Genomic DNA, 17,185 nt, shown 5'->3' with positions numbered 1-17,185 from the left:
GATGGATCTCGAAACATTATTATCATATGAATGGGGCATTATGACGCCGGAGCTCATCATCCTTGGTGTTGCGACCGCTCTTTCACTAATGGATTTGTTTATGCCGAAATCACAAAGCCGGAAAATTCTCGGCTGGGTTGGCTTTGCCGGAGTTCTGGCAGCACTTGTTTCCTTACTGGGCCTTATCGGACACGGCCCGGAATCCATTTTGCTTGATACATTCAGGCTTGATTCATTTGCAAAAGCTTTTAAGCTGCTGCTTTTGATCGGATCGGCAATGGTACTGCTGATTGCCATTGGCTATGAGCCAAATGAAGGATTGGAAGAATTCAGGGGGGAATTTTTCTATCTATTCATGGCTGCATTGCTTGGAGCGATGATCATGTCTTCAAGTGGAGACTTAATTACCCTGTTTGTGGGACTTGAGCTTCTTTCCATCTCGTCCTATATTCTTGCAGGCATGAGAAAAAGAAATCTTCATTCAAATGAATCTGCCATGAAATATGTGATAAATGGCAGTATCGCCACAGCGATCACTTTGTTTGGAATGAGTTATGTATATGGTTTAACGGGAACTACGAACTTAAAGGAAATGGCCGGATTTTTGACATCCGTCTATAACGAGCAGCATATTTACCTCCTTGGCCTTGCGTTCTTTATGATTGTGGTGGGGCTATCCTTCAAATTGGCAGCAGCACCGTTCCATATGTGGGCGCCTGATGTGTACCAGGGAGCACCTACACCTGTAACAGCTTTTCTAAGTGTAGTTTCTAAAACAGCCGGATTCATCATTATGATCCGCATCCTGTTCTCAATCTTTGCCAATGCACCATCCGGTGATGCCCAGGGGCTGCCGATGATTCTCGCTCTCCAGGATTACATAGCCTTCCTGGCAGGAGCCACGATGATTATTGGGAACTTGATAGCGTTAAGACAGCGGAATATCAAGCGTTTGTTTGCCTATTCCAGTATCGCGCAGGCTGGTTATCTGCTGGTCGTCATTGCGAGCATGTCACTATTCATGTTTGATACACTCTGGTTCTATCTGGGAGCCTACTTATTCATGAACCTGGGTGCTTTTGCCATCATCCAGCATGTAACACATAAATCGGGCTCTGAAGATATCAGTCAATTTGCCGGCCTATATCGCCGCGCGCCGTTCCTGGCCATTGCCATGGCCATCTTCCTGCTCTCGCTTGCAGGAATTCCGGGAACAGCAGGTTTTATAGGCAAATTGAATATCTTTATGGGTGCATTAGTGCCGAGTGAAGGACATTATGTATTAGTATCGATTATGATTGCAACAACAGTTGTTTCATACTTCTATTACTTCGGTGTAATGGTGCAAATGTTTTTCAGGCCAGCAGGTGATACAGGGAAGGTTAAGATCCCAGCTGCATTAACAGCTGTTATCGGCATCAGCCTGGCAGCAACAATCCTGTTTGGAGTTGCACCGAATATCGCGTTTGACTTCCTGCAGGGCAATTTCAACCAGTTTACTGATTTCTTTCAATAAGCATGTTTCATAAAGTAATTTCTTGTTTTCTAACCAAATATAAGTTTAGCCACTGAGTTGATCTTCGCTGTTGGCACTTGCTCCTCGAAAATGTATCCGTATATTCTTCGTGCGGTGCTGATTCGCGGAGAGCAATTGTCCCGTGCTGAAATCAGCGGACAGCAATTGTCCCGTGCTGAAATCAGCGGACAGCAATTGTCCCGTGCTGAAATCAGCGGACAGAATTTTTAAGTGAAATCGCTTTTTAAAATGGGAGTTTTAAAATGCTAAAGCTAAAAAGGGGTATTAATAGGGAGGGGGAATTTTCCCCTTCTTTTTGTTTGCCCCTGTTTATACTTCGTGTTTTTTCGACAATTCGATATAATGGACATACAAACTGCGAAAAAGAAAGAAACTTAATTTTCAAAAAATATCCAGTTATGAAACTTACCTGGTAAGATAAACGTCAAATGGTATTGTAGCGTACAAAACAGGTAAGCGACGTGGCTAATTTTTAAGGGAGGGAAGAAGATGGTATCAGGATTTGGGCAACAGGCACTTATCAGCATTATGTCTCATCTGGTGTTTATTGCGCTGGCCTGGTGGGCGCTTCAGGCACTGCGGTTCGAAACGTTATTGCGTCCGAATCATGTTTTTCAGGCAAGAGTACTGTATATTCTGCTTTCCATTGTGATTGGATCAGCCGTAAGCAATTTCTTTCTCGATTATCTTCTATGGTCCCAGCAGCTGCCGCTTATTCTGCAGAACATTACCTTTCTTTAGGTGCTGCATTTTGATGGCTATATTTATAATATCTAGAGCTATTTCTTGGAACTTTGATAACTGCCTAGCTCCAGCGCCTATCCCCTCGAGGTCATAAGCCAGCAAGGCAAAGAACGCCTTCCCGTGAGGCTTGTCTTATGCTTGTCGGGGATGGGCAAGGCACTTCCGCTTTTCTTATAAATATAGGTCTTCATACATGTTTTCAATTTGATAATTATTGAGTAAAATCTTTTTGTTGCTTGTTTTCCTGCATACATACTAGTTTGTGAAACGTTTTTCAAGGTATGCAAAAAAGGGCAGGAATAGCATCGAGTTAACAGTGATTTTGCTGCCTGTTCAGTTTGTCAAAAAGTGACGACAATTCCCAAGTATGCTCTCTCTATCCTTGGTAACAATGGTACTAAGGGGAGGAGTTTACAGATGAAAAATTTATTCATGACATTATCCATTATTGCCATTATTGGTTTCATGATGATAAACATTGGGAATAAGACGACTGTAGCCAAAGGGGAGCTTGACCTGTTAACGATGGCCTCGGTTTTACAGGGCGAGAATATTTTAATCAAGAATTGGACTTTGCATGCGAGAGAAAAAATGGAAAACCTTCAATCCCTTCAGGAAGTGAAAGCATTCACCAATGAATTGCAGGCGAAATATCCTGATTGGGAATGGAGCTTTAAAAGATCAGAAAAGTCTTGGGAAGCACAAGCAATTATTATGAAAACAGATACTCAGTCAGAAGCAGTAAAAGTCTTATCGACCCCCACAAATGGTCAAGTTCAGACGTATGTGATTTATGAGGCCAAAGGTCAGGGGTGGAAGAAAGAACAGAGCGAACTGGCTGCAGAACTGAATAGTAAGATTTCTGACATTTTTCGAGGAAATGCCACAATTTTCTCTTGTATCCAGGGTGAATTCAATGATAAGATGAATAAGTCTTTGCCTGATACTGCAACTCAATTGCTTGCAGCTTTTAACGCAACAGAAATAGAAGCACTAAAAGAAGACCAATTTATTTCAGCATCAGCAAATTCACCGCTTTTTGGTGAATCCATTGAGACAAATGGCAATAAAATGAACATGCAGCTTGGATTACGGACACAAGGAATGGGCGCCAAGACAAACATAGTTATTGGCACACCCATCATAACGATTGAATATTAATATAGAGAAATTGGACGCGGAGGGGAATACACTTTGGATAAAATCATCGTCCGCGGCGGAAAAAGGTTAAGCGGTACTGTCAAAGTAGAAGGAGCAAAAAATGCTGTCTTACCGGTTATCGCCGCAACACTGTTAGCAAGTGATGGCAAAAGCGTAATTCGTGATGTCCCAACACTCTCCGATGTATATACTATTAATGAAGTATTACGCTATTTAAACGCCGAAGTGGAGTTTGAAAATAATACAGTAACAGTAAATGCATCTCGAGAGTTGAAGGTAGAAGCACCTTTTGAATATGTACGCAAAATGCGTGCTTCAGTTTTAGTCATGGGATCTTTATTAGCAAGAAATGGCCGTGCCCGTGTGGCATTGCCAGGGGGCTGCGCAATCGGTTCCCGCCCGATCGATCAGCATTTAAAAGGCTTTGAAGCGATGGGTGCGAAAGTAAAGGTTGGTAATGGCTTTATTGAAGCGGAAGCACCAGATGGCCGCTTGCATGGAGCAAAAATATATCTCGATTTCCCTAGTGTTGGTGCTACGGAAAACATTATGATGGCTGCAACATTAGCCAAAGGCACAACGATTTTGGAAAACGTAGCAAAGGAACCGGAAATTGTTGACTTAGCTAACTTCCTGAATAAAATGGGTGCAAAGGTTAAAGGGGCAGGAACTGGCACGATCCGCATTGAAGGTGTGGACGTACTGTTTGGTGCAGAGCACAACATCATTCCTGACCGCATTGAAGCAGGTACATTCATGGTAGCAGCTGCCATTACAGGCGGAGACGTTCTTGTAAAGGGTGCTGTTCCTGAGCATTCCGCTTCTTTGATCGCCAAGATGGAAGAAATGGGTGTTACCTTCATCGAAGAAGCTGAAGGAATCCGTGTATTGGGTCCAGATAAATTGAAGGCAGCTGATATTAAAACAATGCCTCACCCTGGCTTCCCGACAGACATGCAATCACAGATGATGGCCCTATTGCTTCACGCTCAGGGTACAAGTGTGATCACGGAAACTGTATTCGAAAACCGATTTATGCATGTGGAGGAATTCCGCCGCATGAACGCTGATATTAAAATTGAAGGCCGTTCTGTCATTATGAACGGACCAAGCAATCTGCAGGGTGCAGAAGTAGCTGCTACAGATCTTCGTGCAGCCGCTGCGTTGATCCTGACTGGATTGGTGGCAGATGGCGTAACACGCGTAACAGAGCTGAAGCATCTTGACCGCGGATACGTGAATTTCCACGAAAAGCTTGCTGCACTGGGTGCAGATATCGAACGTGTGACAGAAGTGGAAGAAGCACCTGTTAATAACAGCATTGTTTCTGACATGAACGCATAAGTAATGCCAATCAAGGCGGCCACCTGTAAGTCGTCAAAATAGTCGCCTTGCGCGCATTTTAAGCTGAAACCGCAGAATCGAGCTGTCAGATGACTGACAAATCGATTCTGCGGTTTTTAATTTTAACCGACTAGTAAGAAGGATTCATGGATAATTATGAATATTTATACTAATATAAAAGAAAAAGATGGGATATAGTGAACAGCTAATGAAGATATCATGAAAAAATTCCTAAAGGTTTCATTGAAGGTGAAAATTCTGGGATTGGTCCTCATGCTGATTATATTTATCATCACGTCTTTATCAGGCTTATTTATTTATATGAAGCAGGCTGATGATGTGGTAAAGGCGAGGGATATTTCCTTGGAAACGGCCAAGACCCTGTCTTATATGCCTGCCCTTCAAGATTTCTTTCGGCATGGCGGCGAACATGAAAATATCAATATATTGATGGACCAGATTAAATATCAATCCAAGCCCATGACTGTATTTTTTCAGGGCCGTGATGGGCGGCTGATTGCTTCAACAGATGAACAGGGTTTATATAAAATGCTGAATAATGACAATGCCGATAAAGCGCTTACTTATGGGAGCTATTACGTACTCCAAACAACGGAAAACGGCAGAAAGGTGCTTAAAGCGATTGCCCCAGTTATGGTGGATTACGGACCATATAAAAAAGTCGAGGGTACAGTGGTTGTTTTATATGAAATGAATGCGATATATCTTTCTATTTGGGATGACATCACAAAGATTCTAAAGGCCTCCGTATTGATCTTAATCATAGGGATTTTTGGAAGCTTTCTTTTGGCCAACAGCATTCGCAAAGATACCCTCAATCTGGAGCCATATGAAATTGCCGCTTTGTTCAGAGAAAGAAATGCAATCCTGCAATCGGTGCGAGAGGGAATCATTGCTGTGGATGAACAAGGAGTTATCACCATGATGAACTCGTCTGCCCAGCATATGCTGGATATTGAGGCACAGGCAGAAGGGCGGCCCTTAACTGAAGTAATTGGTTCCTCAGAAATGTTAAAATTCCTTTTAAACAATGAAAAGCAAATGAATGTTGAAATACAATACAAAGATAAAATTATGATCGTCAGCACTGAGCCAATTATTGAAAAAGAACAAAAGAAAGGGATGGTCGGAAGCTTCCGTGATCGGACAGAAATCAAGCACATGATTGATGCCCTATCAGAGGTTAGGCAGTATTCCGATGACCTGAGAGCTCAAGCTCATGAATTCACCAATAAGCTTTATGCCATTCTCGGTCTTCTTCAGCTGAATAAGAAGGAGGAAGCGATTGAGTTTATTAAAAATGAGGCCCATATCCATTCGATTGAGGAAGATTTATTACTATCGAAAATTCAGGATGAAAAAGTCCAGGCTATTCTATTAGGGAAAATGGCGCAGGCGTCGGAAAAGAAAGTAAATTTTGTTATTGATCCAGAAAGCTCGCTGGAATGCCTTCCGGAAAAATTCAAGCTATCTTCCCTGATCATTATTTTGGGAAATCTCATAAATAATGCATTTGATGCCGTTGCAGAAAAAGAAGAAAAGATGGTTTATTTCTTTGTGACAGATATCGGAAATGACATAATTTTTGAAATCAATGACAATGGCAAGGGGATTAAGGATGAGGACAAGCCATTTATTTTTCAAATCGGTTTTTCTTCTAAGGGAAAACATAGAGGATATGGTCTAGGGAATGTAAACGATGAAGCACGGTCATTAGGCGGAATGATTGAATTTGACAGTAATGAAGAAAATGGCACGGTGTTTACTGTCTACTTGCCAAAATGATAATCTCTTATAAAGGGGGAATTTGAGTGGGGTAATCAATGTTGTAATTGCTGAGGATGATTTCCGGATTGCGCAAATCCATGAAGAATTTTTATCAAGGGTTAGGGGTATGAAGTTAGCCGGGAAGGCCTTAAATGCTAGGGAAACCATGGATTTATTGAACGTCCATCAAGTGGATTTGCTGCTGCTGGACATATATATGCCGGATAAATTGGGAACAGACTTGCTGCTGGAAATCCGTGAAAAGTTCCCCGCGCTGGATGTTATTTTGATATCAGCTGCAAGAGAAAAAGAATATTTGAAAAAAGCCCTAATGTTTGGCGTCCATAACTATTTGATTAAGCCGGTAACAATGGAGACATTTGTCGGAACACTTGAGAAATATAGGCATGATAAGCAGGTTCTGGACTCATTAGCGGAAGTGAATCAGGATGCCATTGACCGTTTATTTGGAGGCCGCAAGGTGAAAGAAGATAAACCTGATTTGCCTGCGGGAATTGACTACCTTACCTTAAACAAAGTAAGCCAAATACTAAAGAAAGAAACGAAAGGCATGTCCGCTGACAAAGTTGGCGAAAAAATGGGTGCATCCAGGACTACGGCCAGAAGGTATCTGGAATATTTGGTAAGTGCCAATAAAGCCTATGTGGAGCAGGAGTATGGAATTGTAGGAAGGCCAGAACGGAATTATTACATAAAGGAAGGATAGGGAAGGTCCGAATGATCAGGGCTTTTTCTTTTTTATAAATATGTGAACCAATGAACATATGAACATAATGAACAAAATGCATATAAAGGTTTATATGGACAATTTTTTGAAAACGTTTACACTATAGTGTTTAGAATTTATTATAAATTCAGAATAAGTAACTAAAAAGGAGTGGATATCATGAAAAAACTTGGAATATTAATATTATCTGTATTATTGCTGTCGGCATGTTCATCAGGTAAAGCATCTAACAGTGCAGATTACCCTTCGAAGAACATTGAGATTGTAGCCCCTGCATCTCCGGGTGGCGGATGGGACTTGACTGCCCGATCCGTACAGAAAATCTTAAAAGATAACAAACTTGTCAAAAGCAATGTAAATGTCATTAATAAGCCGGGAGGCGGCGGTGAGGTGGGCTGGAACTACCTTCACAGCAAAGATTCTCATAACCTTGCAGTAAATTCGAGCTTGCTCCTGACGAATAATCTGCTGGGACAAAGCAAGCTGACACACAAAGACTTTACTCCGTTAGCAACTCTGGCTACCGAATGGCAGGCAATTGCCGTATCGGTTGATTCTCCATATAAATCCATCAATGACTTAATGGACCAGATCAAGAAGGATCCAAAGTCTATTAAAATCGGAGTTGGCCCTGGATTAGGAAATGATGATCATCTGGCCTTTGTGCAGGTTGCTGACATGAAGGGAATTACCCCGACAGACTTGAATTTCCTTGTTTATGATGGAGGCGGGGGAGATGTGGTTACCGCTTTGATGGGGAACCATGTGGATGCTGTAACCACATCGTTATCGGAGGTTAAGGATCAGCATTTGGCTGGAAAGCTTAGAATCTTGACTGTATCCTCTGATAAGACATTGGAAGAGCTCGAAGATGTGCCTACACTCCAGGAAGAAGGAATAGATATGGTCTTTCCTCACTGGAGAGGAATTATGGGCCCGCCTGACATGACTGAAGAAGAAATCAAATATTGGGATGAGAAGTTAACGGAAATGGTTAAAACGGATGAATGGAAGAAGCTGCTTGAGAATAATGACTGGGATGACTTCTATCAAAATAGTGAAGAAACCAAAGAGTTTTTTGATGAACAGGAGAAGTTATACAAAGATCTGGTAAATGATTCTGGATTGGTTAAGTAAGGGAGCGATGGGATGAAAGCCGTAAAAATAGGAATGCCTTTGTTAATGATCATCATCGCCGGTGTCTTTTTAATCAGCTCATTCGCCATTCCAAAGGCAAATCTCGGAAACCCAAACGGACCTTTATATTTTCCTATAGGATTAAGTATTTTCATGCTGGTGCTTAGCATCATCTATCTCTTTAACGAATTAAAAACCCTGCATGAACATAATGGGAAAATCCAGGGGCTTTTTGAGGGGAGGACATTGAAATTAATTGCAGTGACCATCGCCCTCGGAGTGATTTACGCTTTTATTTTCGAACCTTTTGGATTTTTGGTTTCTACCATTATTTTCCTAGGGTGTCTGCTCTTCTATGTGAATGGATGGAAGAAGTGGAAGGCTAATATCATTGTCACGGTTTCATTTTCGTTCATAACCTGGTACGGCTTTAGTGAATTATTGGGTGTGAGTTTACCATAAATATGGAGGTGAGAAGTTAGCATGGATGCTTTCTTGCAAGGGTTCCAGATCGTTTTACAGCCAATGAATATCTTTTGGGTTGTCATTGGCGGGTTTTTAGGCACGATTGTCGGAATGCTCCCAGGCTTGGGGCCAGCAACAGCTGTTGCGGTTTTAATCCCGATTACCTTTGGGATGGATCCGACAAGCGCGATTATTTTAATGGCTGCCATCTATTATGGTGCCATGTATGGCGGGTCAAGAAGTTCGATTCTCCTCAATACACCGGGAGATGGATCTGCAATCGCGGCCACCTTTGACGGATATCCGATGGCTCAAAAGGGACAGGCAGGAGAGGCAATGGCCATTTCCGCAGTGGCTTCCTTTATCGGCGGTGTATTGGCAGTTTTTGGTTTTATCTTTTTGGCAAAGCCGCTGGCAAACTTCGCTTTAAAATTTGGCCCATCAGAATATTTCCTATTAATGCTTTTAACATTATCGGCGATTGTATCACTTTCAATCGGTAAAATGGTGAAAGGCTTCATCGCGATGGCGCTGGGTCTTCTGATCAGTACCATTGGAATTGACCCCCAGACGGGTGTGCACCGTTTTACAATGGATATTCCCCATTTAAGTGAAGGCATTGAATTCCTCATTGTTATTATCGGTGTTTATGCAGTGGGAGAAGTTTTTTATAACTTTTTAACGATTGATAAAGTAAAAAAGGAAAAGAAGAAGGTTGGCAGAATCTGGTTTACCAAGGAACAATGGAAAAGGTCGAAGTGGCCGATACTTCGCAGTGCTCCATTAGGGTTTATCGTTGGTGTCCTGCCTGGGGCGGGAGGTTCAATTGCTTCCATGATGAGTTACTCCTCCGAGAAGCAGCTATCAAAGAAACCTGAGGAGTTCGGTGAAGGTGCTGTTGAGGGACTTGCAGCTCCGGAATCATCCAATAACGCTGCTTCTGTTGGGGCCATGATTCCGCTTTTGACTATGGGAATTCCGGGTTCAGGCACGACAGCGGTCATGCTCGGAGCTCTCATCATGCTGGGCGTGAGACCAGGCCCCTTGCTTTTTGAAAATGATCCTGGAATTGTATGGGCCCTTATCAACAGCATGTTTATTGGAAATATCGCACTCGTCATCATCAATGTTCTCCTTGTCGGCTTATTGGTGAAAATCCTGGATACACCAGCTAAAGTTCTATATCCGCTTATCATCATGCTGGCGTTTATAGGCACATACACACTCAGCTATAGCACCGCTGATTATTTCCTTCTGCTTCTTTTTGGCGTGATTGGACTTTTCATGAAAATAATGGACTTCCCAATTGCCCCGCTGGTGCTGGCAATTATTGTGGGCGGGGATATGGAGCAGAATTTCCGGATGGCCCTGACTTCATCTAACGGCAGCTTTAGTATATTCTTTTCTTCTGGAATATCGATTACACTGATCGTGCTGACTGTACTTTCTTTGTTCTATCCAATTGTGATCAATAAGTTCAAGAAGAAAAGCAGAAATAATGATAAAGAAGCTATCTCTGCTTAATATGGATCCAGGAAAGTCCACCAGAATAATGGTGGATTTTTCTGTTTACGCCGAAGGAGAAACATTATGAATAAGAAACTTCTAATGATTGTAGCAATCGCGCTGTATCTTTTCTTTTTTATCCTCCCGATGCAATGGGATATAAAAGTACAGTCGCTCATCGCGCTTGTGATTATCCAGCTATTATGGGTCGGAAACGTATTTCCCCTGGCCTACAGCTCACTATTAGTCATGCTGATGTTTTCCTTTCATTTTTTTACTTATGAAGAGGTGCTGGCATATATTAGTTCTGATGTTGTCTGGCTGCTGGTTTCTACATTTATCATCTCAAGAGCCTTTATCGATACCGGCTTAGCCGACAGGCTTTCCTTAATAATTTTGAAAGGGTCCCGCGGTGCGGGCAAGGTGCTTGTCTTCATCTCGTTTTTCCTTGTCTTTATTTTATCGGTCCTAGTACCGTCCAATGTTGGCAAAGCGAGCCTTATTTCCTCCGTATTTGATAGTCTGATCAGAAGCTTAAAGTCGATGGACGAATCAAGCAATCTGGCGAAATCCTTGTTCATCGGCATTACCTATCTGATCCCGATTACGGGTGCTTTTGTTGCTACAGGAGCAAGTTCAACGATCTATGCTTACAGTCTTTTGTCCGATAGTGGCTATCATATTGATTATCTGCAATGGACTCTTACTTTTGGAGTGCCAATCGCTATTTTTGCCGTGCTGCTCGGTCTGGCATTCATCATCATGTTTCCGCCGGAGAAAATTAATAAAGAGCATTTGCTGTATCTGCTTGAAGCCAAAATCAGTGAACTGGGAAAAATAAGTGCAAGAGAAAAGAAAATGCTGCGATTATGGGCGTTACACTTGCTCTTTGGATCACGCAAAGTATACATGGATACTCAATTCCTCTTATTGGACTTTTGGGCGCTTGTCTGACCATATTCCCGGGGATCGGAGTCTGGGAATGGGAGCGGGCAAGAAAATCGATTAATTGGGATATCGTTCTGTTTTTTGCTTCTACGCTCATGGTCTCAGGAATGCTGTTAAGTACAGGCACAATCGATTTGCTGGTAAAGTATCTTACCCAAATCCTTGCCCTGAAGACTCCATTTATGACTGTTTTGATCCTAATTCTATTAACTTCATTGATGAGAATCATGTTTGTGAATGTCTTAGGTTTCCTGGCCATCATGCTCCCTTTAGTGATTTCACTGGGGGATGTATTAAGCGGCTTTCCGGCCCTGAACCTGGTGAAGGCCGTGCTTTTAGCAGGTATTCCAGGCTTTTTCTTTATCACACAATCGCCTGTCCATTTAATCAGTTATTCATATGGCCATTTTAGTGAGAGAGATTTGCTTAAAGCGGGTGCTGTTTCTTTCTTGATTTGGATCGGGGTTATTTTAGGAGCGTTCGCATTTTATTGGCAGGGATGAGGGGCTTACGACTGCCTCTTTTTTCTGTTTTGAAGAAAAAATGGCGTGCACATTTAACTGAGCACGCCATTATAGTTATTTAATTGAAGCTCTGGATTGATTCACTGCGAATGATGCGGCTTGAGTTCCAGCGACTTTACCATAGACGGCACCGGACATTAAGCCTGATCCGCCTGGATAGTTTTTATAAAAGATTCCGCCGACCATCTCTCCTGCTGCAAAAAGCCCTGGAATTGGGATCTGTTCTTTATTTAGTACTTCTCCATCGGTGTTCACATGTAATCCGCCAAAGGCAAACGTAATTCCACATGTAACCGGAAAGGCATAGAAGGGTCCTTTCTCAGCCCGCAGTGCCCAGTTCGTTTTTTCAGGAGTGATGCCGGATGTTGATTTTCCATCTTTGACAGACGGATTATAATCACCATCTTGAACAGCATCATTATATTCGTGAATGGTTTTTAAAAACTGTTCTTTTTCAACAGGGAGCTGTTCCACTAATTCCTCGAGTGTGTCTGCTTGAAAAACAGTTGCTTCTTCCAGATTATATTCTTTGCGCAGAAGAGGTCTCACTTGGCTATCAAAGATCTGGTAAGCAACATGTCCAGGCTGTTTTAAAATTTCCCGTCCATATTTCGCATAGGTATAGTTCCTGAAATCAGCCCCTTCATCCACAAATCGGTACCCCTCTTTATTTAACATGATTCCAAGCGGGTATGAATGCTTCTTAAAGATATCGCCTGGCTTTGTGAAATCACCGGCCTTTGGAACATTATAGTCTGTACCAATGGAATGGCATCCTGACCATTCACCAAATGTTCCGGCTCCAGCCTCAATCGCCATATTGATTCCGTCACCTGTATTGAATTCTGTGCCCCGGACAGCAGCAGCTTCCCACTCAGGTCCTAAATTCCTGGAGCGCATTTCTTTATTGGCTTCAAAGCTTCCGCAGGCAAGCACAACGCTGGTTGCTTCCACGGTAAGTTCTTTTTCTTTTTTCTGAACGACTGCGCCGGTTATTCTGCTGTCTTCCGTTAATAGCCTTGTTGCCTGGGCCTCATACCATATATCAATCCCAGCTTCCTTGGCGCGCTGGAAAAGTGCCTTCATTAAGCCAATCCCTTTTTCCTTAGTTTTAACAGGAAGGCCGCCCCAGAAGTGAATTTTGTCATCCTTTTTAAATGATTGATTATCATAATTCAGTTCAAATTCGACACCCTGCTCCTTCATCCAAACGATTGTCTCGTAAGACTTAGAAACAAGCTGATTTGCCAGCTCCGTATGGCTCAGGCCTTCAGTCACCCTCATTAAATCATTATAATAGTCAGAATCACTGTACTCCGGCATAACAATTTTACCGGCTTCTTCATCTGTCAATGAGGGCATGATTCTTCTGATATCGCTTAAATCGTTATAAGCAAAACGGATGGCCCCATCTGTAAAATAAGAATTGCCTCCGCGCTTATGTTCAGGACCTTTTTCAAGGACCAGGACGCTTGCACCATTCTCTTTTGCAGAAATTGCTGCGCATAGAGCCGCATTGCCGGCTCCCACCACTACTACATCGTATTTAGCCATTTTAAGTTCCCCCCGACGAATTTTTACTATTTATAACTTTATTGTAGGGGGAATGGTAAAATAAATAAAATATCGATATTTTATTATTAATGATAAAAAAATTCTATTTCAGTGGAGGCAGAAATGGACGAAAAAGATTGGCTCATACTTCAGACAATCCATAAAGAACGGAATATTACGAAAGCAGCAGAAAAGTTATATATCTCGCAGCCTTCATTAACGTACAGGATTCAACAGCTGGAAAAGGAATTTTCTGTAAAAATCCTATCACGAAGAAAGAGAGGAGTGGATTTTACATCAGAAGGGGAATATTTAGTGGAATATGCCAATAGGATGGTTCATCAGCTAAGGGAAACGAAGGATTTTCTCAGCAGCATGGAGGGTGAGGTAAGAGGAGCATTAAGGCTTGGAGTCTCGCAAACATATGCCAGATATAGATTGCCTGAAATACTGGCTGCATTTCTAATTCAATATCCACAGGTAGACCTGAAGTTAAAAACCGGCTTCAGCTATGAGGTAATCCAAATGGTTCATAAAGAAGAAGCGAATATTGGCATCGTCCGGGACCCTTACGATTGGAAGGGGCCAAAAATTTTAATAGATGAAGAGAGAATCTTCCTTGCTTCAAACGAAAAAATCGAATTAGAACAGCTTCCATATCTGCCGAGAATAGATTATAACACCGATCCATCCTTAAAAAGTATTATCGATCTTTGGTGGAAGGAAAACTTCGACCTCCCTCCTGCTATTACAATGGAAGTAGATATTATCGATACATGCCGTGAAATGGTTCTGAATGGGCTGGGTTATGGAATCCTGCCGGAGATTTGCCTTAAAGGCTGCACGGATCTAAACACATGGGAATTGAGCTTCAAGGGTGAAAAGCTTTACCGCAAAACATGGCTTGTATTTAATGAAAGTTCACTGGATCTCTCCGTCTCAAAAGCTTTTATCGAATTTATCCGCGGCAGTAAAGCATAAATTGGATAAATGGCATTCCGGTTCATTAAGTTGTCATAATAGCTTGTCCATGGCCATAAACATGAAATGAGTTCGAATTATTTATTTGCTATGGAGGCCTAAAACATGACAAAATTCAAACCTTTCATCGTACTAGCCGCATTGTTGTTTGCCATCACGCTTATCGTTCCAGCCCTGCTTGTGATTCCCTTTACAGAAGGAAAAGTCAGCGGGAAGCTTGGCGAGGAGCTTAAGACTAAGACGAAAACAGAGACGGCGGCAGAAATTCCCCAAGGGCCAGCCATAGAGGTAGGGGTCTACCGCCTTGCACAGAAAAAGCTGGAGACGGTTCCGCTTGAAGAGTATATCGTCGGAGTAGTAGCATCGGAAATGCCTGCAGAGTTTGAAGAAGAGGCATTGAAGGCTCAGGCATTGGCAGCAAGGACATTCATTGTAAAGCAGTTAATGAATAGAGATAGCGTAGAACTTCCTGAGGGAGCATTGGTTTACGATACAGTAACCCATCAGGTATATAAAAATGATGAGGAACTGAGGCAGCAATGGAAACAAGATTATAAGTGGAAAATCGAAAAGGTAAGAGAAGCCGTTACCGAAACGCAAGGACAGATTCTCACTTTCGACGGCTCACCGATTACAGCTTCCTTTTTTTCAACAAGCAATGGCTTTACGGAAAACTCCGAAGCCATCTGGCCAAATTCTGTTCCCTACTTAAAAAGTGTAGAAAGCAAATGGGACCTCCAGTCTCCCAAGTTTAACGGCAGAGAGGTATTCACCGTTCAGGATTTTGAAAGGAAATTGGGTGTGAAGCTTCCTAATGATAGCACGATCGGAAACGTGACCGAGCGCACGGCCGGCCAGCGGGTCTCAAAAGTGGATATTAACGGAAAAGTCGTCAGCGGTAAAGACATTCGAGAGAAACTGGGACTAAAATCAACAGACTTTACCTGGGAACGCAAAGGAGACAATATCATCATCAATACCCAAGGCTACGGCCATGGGGTCGGCATGAGCCAATACGGCGCAAACGGCATGGCAGCTGAAGGAAAGAACTACAAAGAAATCGTTGCCCATTATTATAAAGGCGTAGAAATTGCCGCTTCCGATCAGTTGCTGACGAAGGTCACAGCTAAGAAATAAGCGAAAAGAGCTGGTTCATTGAATCAGCTCTTTCAATTTGCTTTATTAAAAAAACCAAGAAACTTACCAAGCTTTTTAAACTTCCCATAAAAAAGAGCCCGGCTGATCAAATACCAGCACACCAGCACACCGGTAATATCCTTGACAGCGTCAATCAAAGCAGCAGACCGGTAAGGTATAAACGATTGATGAATTTCATCGAGAATCCCGTAAAAGCAAGCCAATACGGCCAATAAGATATTTACTCCCGGCGTTAGCTTAAATACTGTTAAAGCAGCCAAAACAAAAAGAACATACAAAATACCAAACTCAATCAGATGCATAGATTCTTTTATAAAACGGTCCACTGCCAGATCCGGCAGCTCCACCACTGCATCTGCCGGCATGCTGGACAGGACCCAAATAAGCGCCATATATAGGAAAGGCAGCACCCGTATTATCCATTTAACCATCTATCAGTAACTCCTTTTAAAATTTTTACTCAAAACATGCATAATCCGAAAACTTTTGTCGAAAAATAAGCACAAAAAATTTTTTTTGAGAAATGTATATAATCCTCTCAATCTGTTCAGACTGATTGCTGAGGTGATGATAAATGAGAGAGGAAGAAAAGAAACGATCTTCTCAAGATTCCAGCTTTAAACGCTTTATGAAGAAGCGGTGGGCATTCCCAGCTATCTACATTGCAAGTGCAGCAATCATTCTAACCGGTGTTCTTTGGTATCAAACAAGCGACAACGCTACAGACACTGACAGCTACGATTACGAAGCCACTGATATTACCGGCAAAAAGTACGACGAGCCAGCATTGGAAGTTAACCGCGCAATGGAAAACTTCGTAATGCCTGTCAAAGATCCAGACTCAGCTGTCATTCAAAAACAATTCTATGATTATGACGGCAAGGCTGAAGAACAGGAAGCTGCTCTAGTATTTTACAATAACACATACCATCCGAACACAGGTATTGATATTGCTGTAAAGGATGGAGAAACTTTTGATGTCCTTGCTGCATTAAGCGGAAAAGTAACTAAGGTAGAAGAAGATTCACTGTTGGGCAATGTCATTGAAGTGGAGCATGACAAAGGAATTGTAACACAATATCAATCTGTTACAGAGATGAATGTTAAGGTTGGCGACCAGGTAGAACAAGGTGACGCCCTTGCGAAGGCAGGAGAAAGCTTGTTTAATGAAGAAGCAGGCGTACACGTACACTTTGAAATCCGTAAAGACGGAATGCCGGTCAATCCACTTGATTACTTCAATAAGCCGCTTAGCTCTTTACAGGAGTTAGACACAACTGACAAAGCTAATGCTGAAGAAAACAGCGGTGCAACTGAAGGAAACGAAGAAGCTGCTCCTTCTGAGGACAAGTCAGCTGAAGAGTCTGGCAAATCAGAAGATGAAGGTTCTGCTGAAGAATCTGCAGATGAAAATACCGGAAATACGGAAGAAGACGAGTCTGCTGATACAGAAGAAGATCCAGCCGGAGCTTCTGAAGACGAAGGTCAAACTGACGACCAAGTTGAAGAAGACACTGCAACTGAATCAACTGACGCATAATGATAGGGAGTCTGCCGAAATGGCGGGCTCTTTTTTTGACAGAATGTATG

At 42.4% G+C, this 17,185-nt stretch carries 15 protein-coding genes and 1 pseudogene; 14 read left to right on the top strand and 2 right to left on the bottom strand.

From position 1 onward, the window contains the following. The first annotated feature begins 1 nt into the window (after window position 1). The 11 genes and pseudogenes from nuoN to ACR42H_RS25570 all read left to right on the top strand — a co-directional run bounded on the left by nuoN (window position 2) and on the right by ACR42H_RS25570 (window position 11,881). On the top strand, window positions 2-1,516 hold the full coding sequence (gene nuoN / locus ACR42H_RS25620) for an NADH-quinone oxidoreductase subunit NuoN (protein ID WP_436374118.1): 1,515 nt from the start codon (window positions 2-4) through the stop codon (window positions 1,514-1,516). A 90-nt stretch (window positions 1,517-1,606) separates the two neighbouring features. Continuing rightward, a complete protein-coding gene (locus ACR42H_RS25615) occupies window positions 1,607-1,747 on the top strand; it encodes a hypothetical protein (protein WP_436374116.1) in 141 nt (46 codons plus the stop codon). 279 nt (window positions 1,748-2,026) lie between these two features. Beyond that, a complete protein-coding gene (locus ACR42H_RS25610) occupies window positions 2,027-2,278 on the top strand; it encodes a DUF1146 family protein (RefSeq protein ID WP_113882323.1) in 252 nt (83 codons plus the stop codon). Between the two features lie 420 nt (window positions 2,279-2,698). Beyond that, window positions 2,699-3,442 carry a YwmB family TATA-box binding protein gene (locus tag ACR42H_RS25605; RefSeq protein WP_436374114.1) on the top strand — a complete coding sequence of 248 codons (744 nt, stop codon included), beginning with the start codon at window positions 2,699-2,701 and terminating at the stop codon, window positions 3,440-3,442. A gap of 33 nt (window positions 3,443-3,475) precedes the next feature. Further along, window positions 3,476-4,786: a UDP-N-acetylglucosamine 1-carboxyvinyltransferase gene (gene murA / locus ACR42H_RS25600; protein ID WP_113882321.1), complete on the top strand. Its 1,311-nt coding sequence runs from the start codon at window positions 3,476-3,478 to the stop codon at window positions 4,784-4,786. Between the two features lie 219 nt (window positions 4,787-5,005). Then, a complete protein-coding gene (locus ACR42H_RS25595; protein ID WP_436374111.1) occupies window positions 5,006-6,592 on the top strand; it encodes a sensor histidine kinase in 1,587 nt (528 codons plus the stop codon). Between the two features lie 22 nt (window positions 6,593-6,614). Next, a complete protein-coding gene (locus ACR42H_RS25590; RefSeq protein ID WP_436374109.1) occupies window positions 6,615-7,301 on the top strand; it encodes a response regulator in 687 nt (228 codons plus the stop codon). Between the two features lie 180 nt (window positions 7,302-7,481). After that, on the top strand, window positions 7,482-8,459 hold the full coding sequence (locus tag ACR42H_RS25585) for a tripartite tricarboxylate transporter substrate binding protein (RefSeq protein WP_436374107.1): 978 nt from the start codon (window positions 7,482-7,484) through the stop codon (window positions 8,457-8,459). A 12-nt stretch (window positions 8,460-8,471) separates the two neighbouring features. Continuing rightward, entirely contained in the window at window positions 8,472-8,921 is a 450-nt protein-coding gene (locus ACR42H_RS25580) for a tripartite tricarboxylate transporter TctB family protein (protein ID WP_113882317.1), read from the top strand. A gap of 21 nt (window positions 8,922-8,942) precedes the next feature. Continuing rightward, the gene (locus tag ACR42H_RS25575) at window positions 8,943-10,448 is read left to right on the top strand and encodes a tripartite tricarboxylate transporter permease (RefSeq protein WP_113882316.1); all 1,506 of its coding nucleotides are present in this window, start codon (window positions 8,943-8,945) and stop codon (window positions 10,446-10,448) included. 66 nt (window positions 10,449-10,514) lie between these two features. Beyond that, window positions 10,515-11,881: pseudogene (locus ACR42H_RS25570) on the top strand (SLC13 family permease). Between the two features lie 75 nt (window positions 11,882-11,956). On the opposite strand, the gene tcuA reads toward ACR42H_RS25570, so the two are convergent. Further along, a complete protein-coding gene (gene tcuA / locus ACR42H_RS25565; RefSeq protein ID WP_436374104.1) occupies window positions 11,957-13,456 on the bottom strand; it encodes an FAD-dependent tricarballylate dehydrogenase TcuA in 1,500 nt (499 codons plus the stop codon). Window positions 13,457-13,579: 123 nt separating this feature from the next. Here tcuA and ACR42H_RS25560 point away from each other — a divergent pair, with 123 nt between their 5' ends. Further along, a complete protein-coding gene (locus ACR42H_RS25560) occupies window positions 13,580-14,437 on the top strand; it encodes a LysR family transcriptional regulator (RefSeq protein ID WP_436374102.1) in 858 nt (285 codons plus the stop codon). Window positions 14,438-14,542: 105 nt separating this feature from the next. Then, complete coding sequence (gene spoIID / locus ACR42H_RS25555) at window positions 14,543-15,574, top strand: stage II sporulation protein D (protein WP_436374100.1); 1,032 nt, start codon at window positions 14,543-14,545, stop codon at window positions 15,572-15,574. A gap of 32 nt (window positions 15,575-15,606) precedes the next feature. On the opposite strand, the gene ACR42H_RS25550 is transcribed toward spoIID, so the two are convergent. Continuing rightward, window positions 15,607-16,026: a VanZ family protein gene (locus ACR42H_RS25550; RefSeq protein ID WP_113882311.1), complete on the bottom strand. Its 420-nt coding sequence runs from the start codon at window positions 16,024-16,026 to the stop codon at window positions 15,607-15,609. A 143-nt stretch (window positions 16,027-16,169) separates the two neighbouring features. Here ACR42H_RS25550 and ACR42H_RS25545 point away from each other — a divergent pair, with 143 nt between their 5' ends. Then, window positions 16,170-17,135: a M23 family metallopeptidase gene (locus ACR42H_RS25545; RefSeq protein WP_113882310.1), complete on the top strand. Its 966-nt coding sequence runs from the start codon at window positions 16,170-16,172 to the stop codon at window positions 17,133-17,135. Window positions 17,136-17,185 lie beyond the last annotated feature (50 nt).

Origin of the sequence: Cytobacillus sp. BC1816 (assembly GCF_051353635.1) — a bacterium.
GTDB lineage: Bacteria > Bacillota > Bacilli > Bacillales > Cytobacillaceae > Cytobacillus > Cytobacillus oceanisediminis_C.
This window is presented reverse-complemented; position numbering and strand designations above follow the sequence as displayed.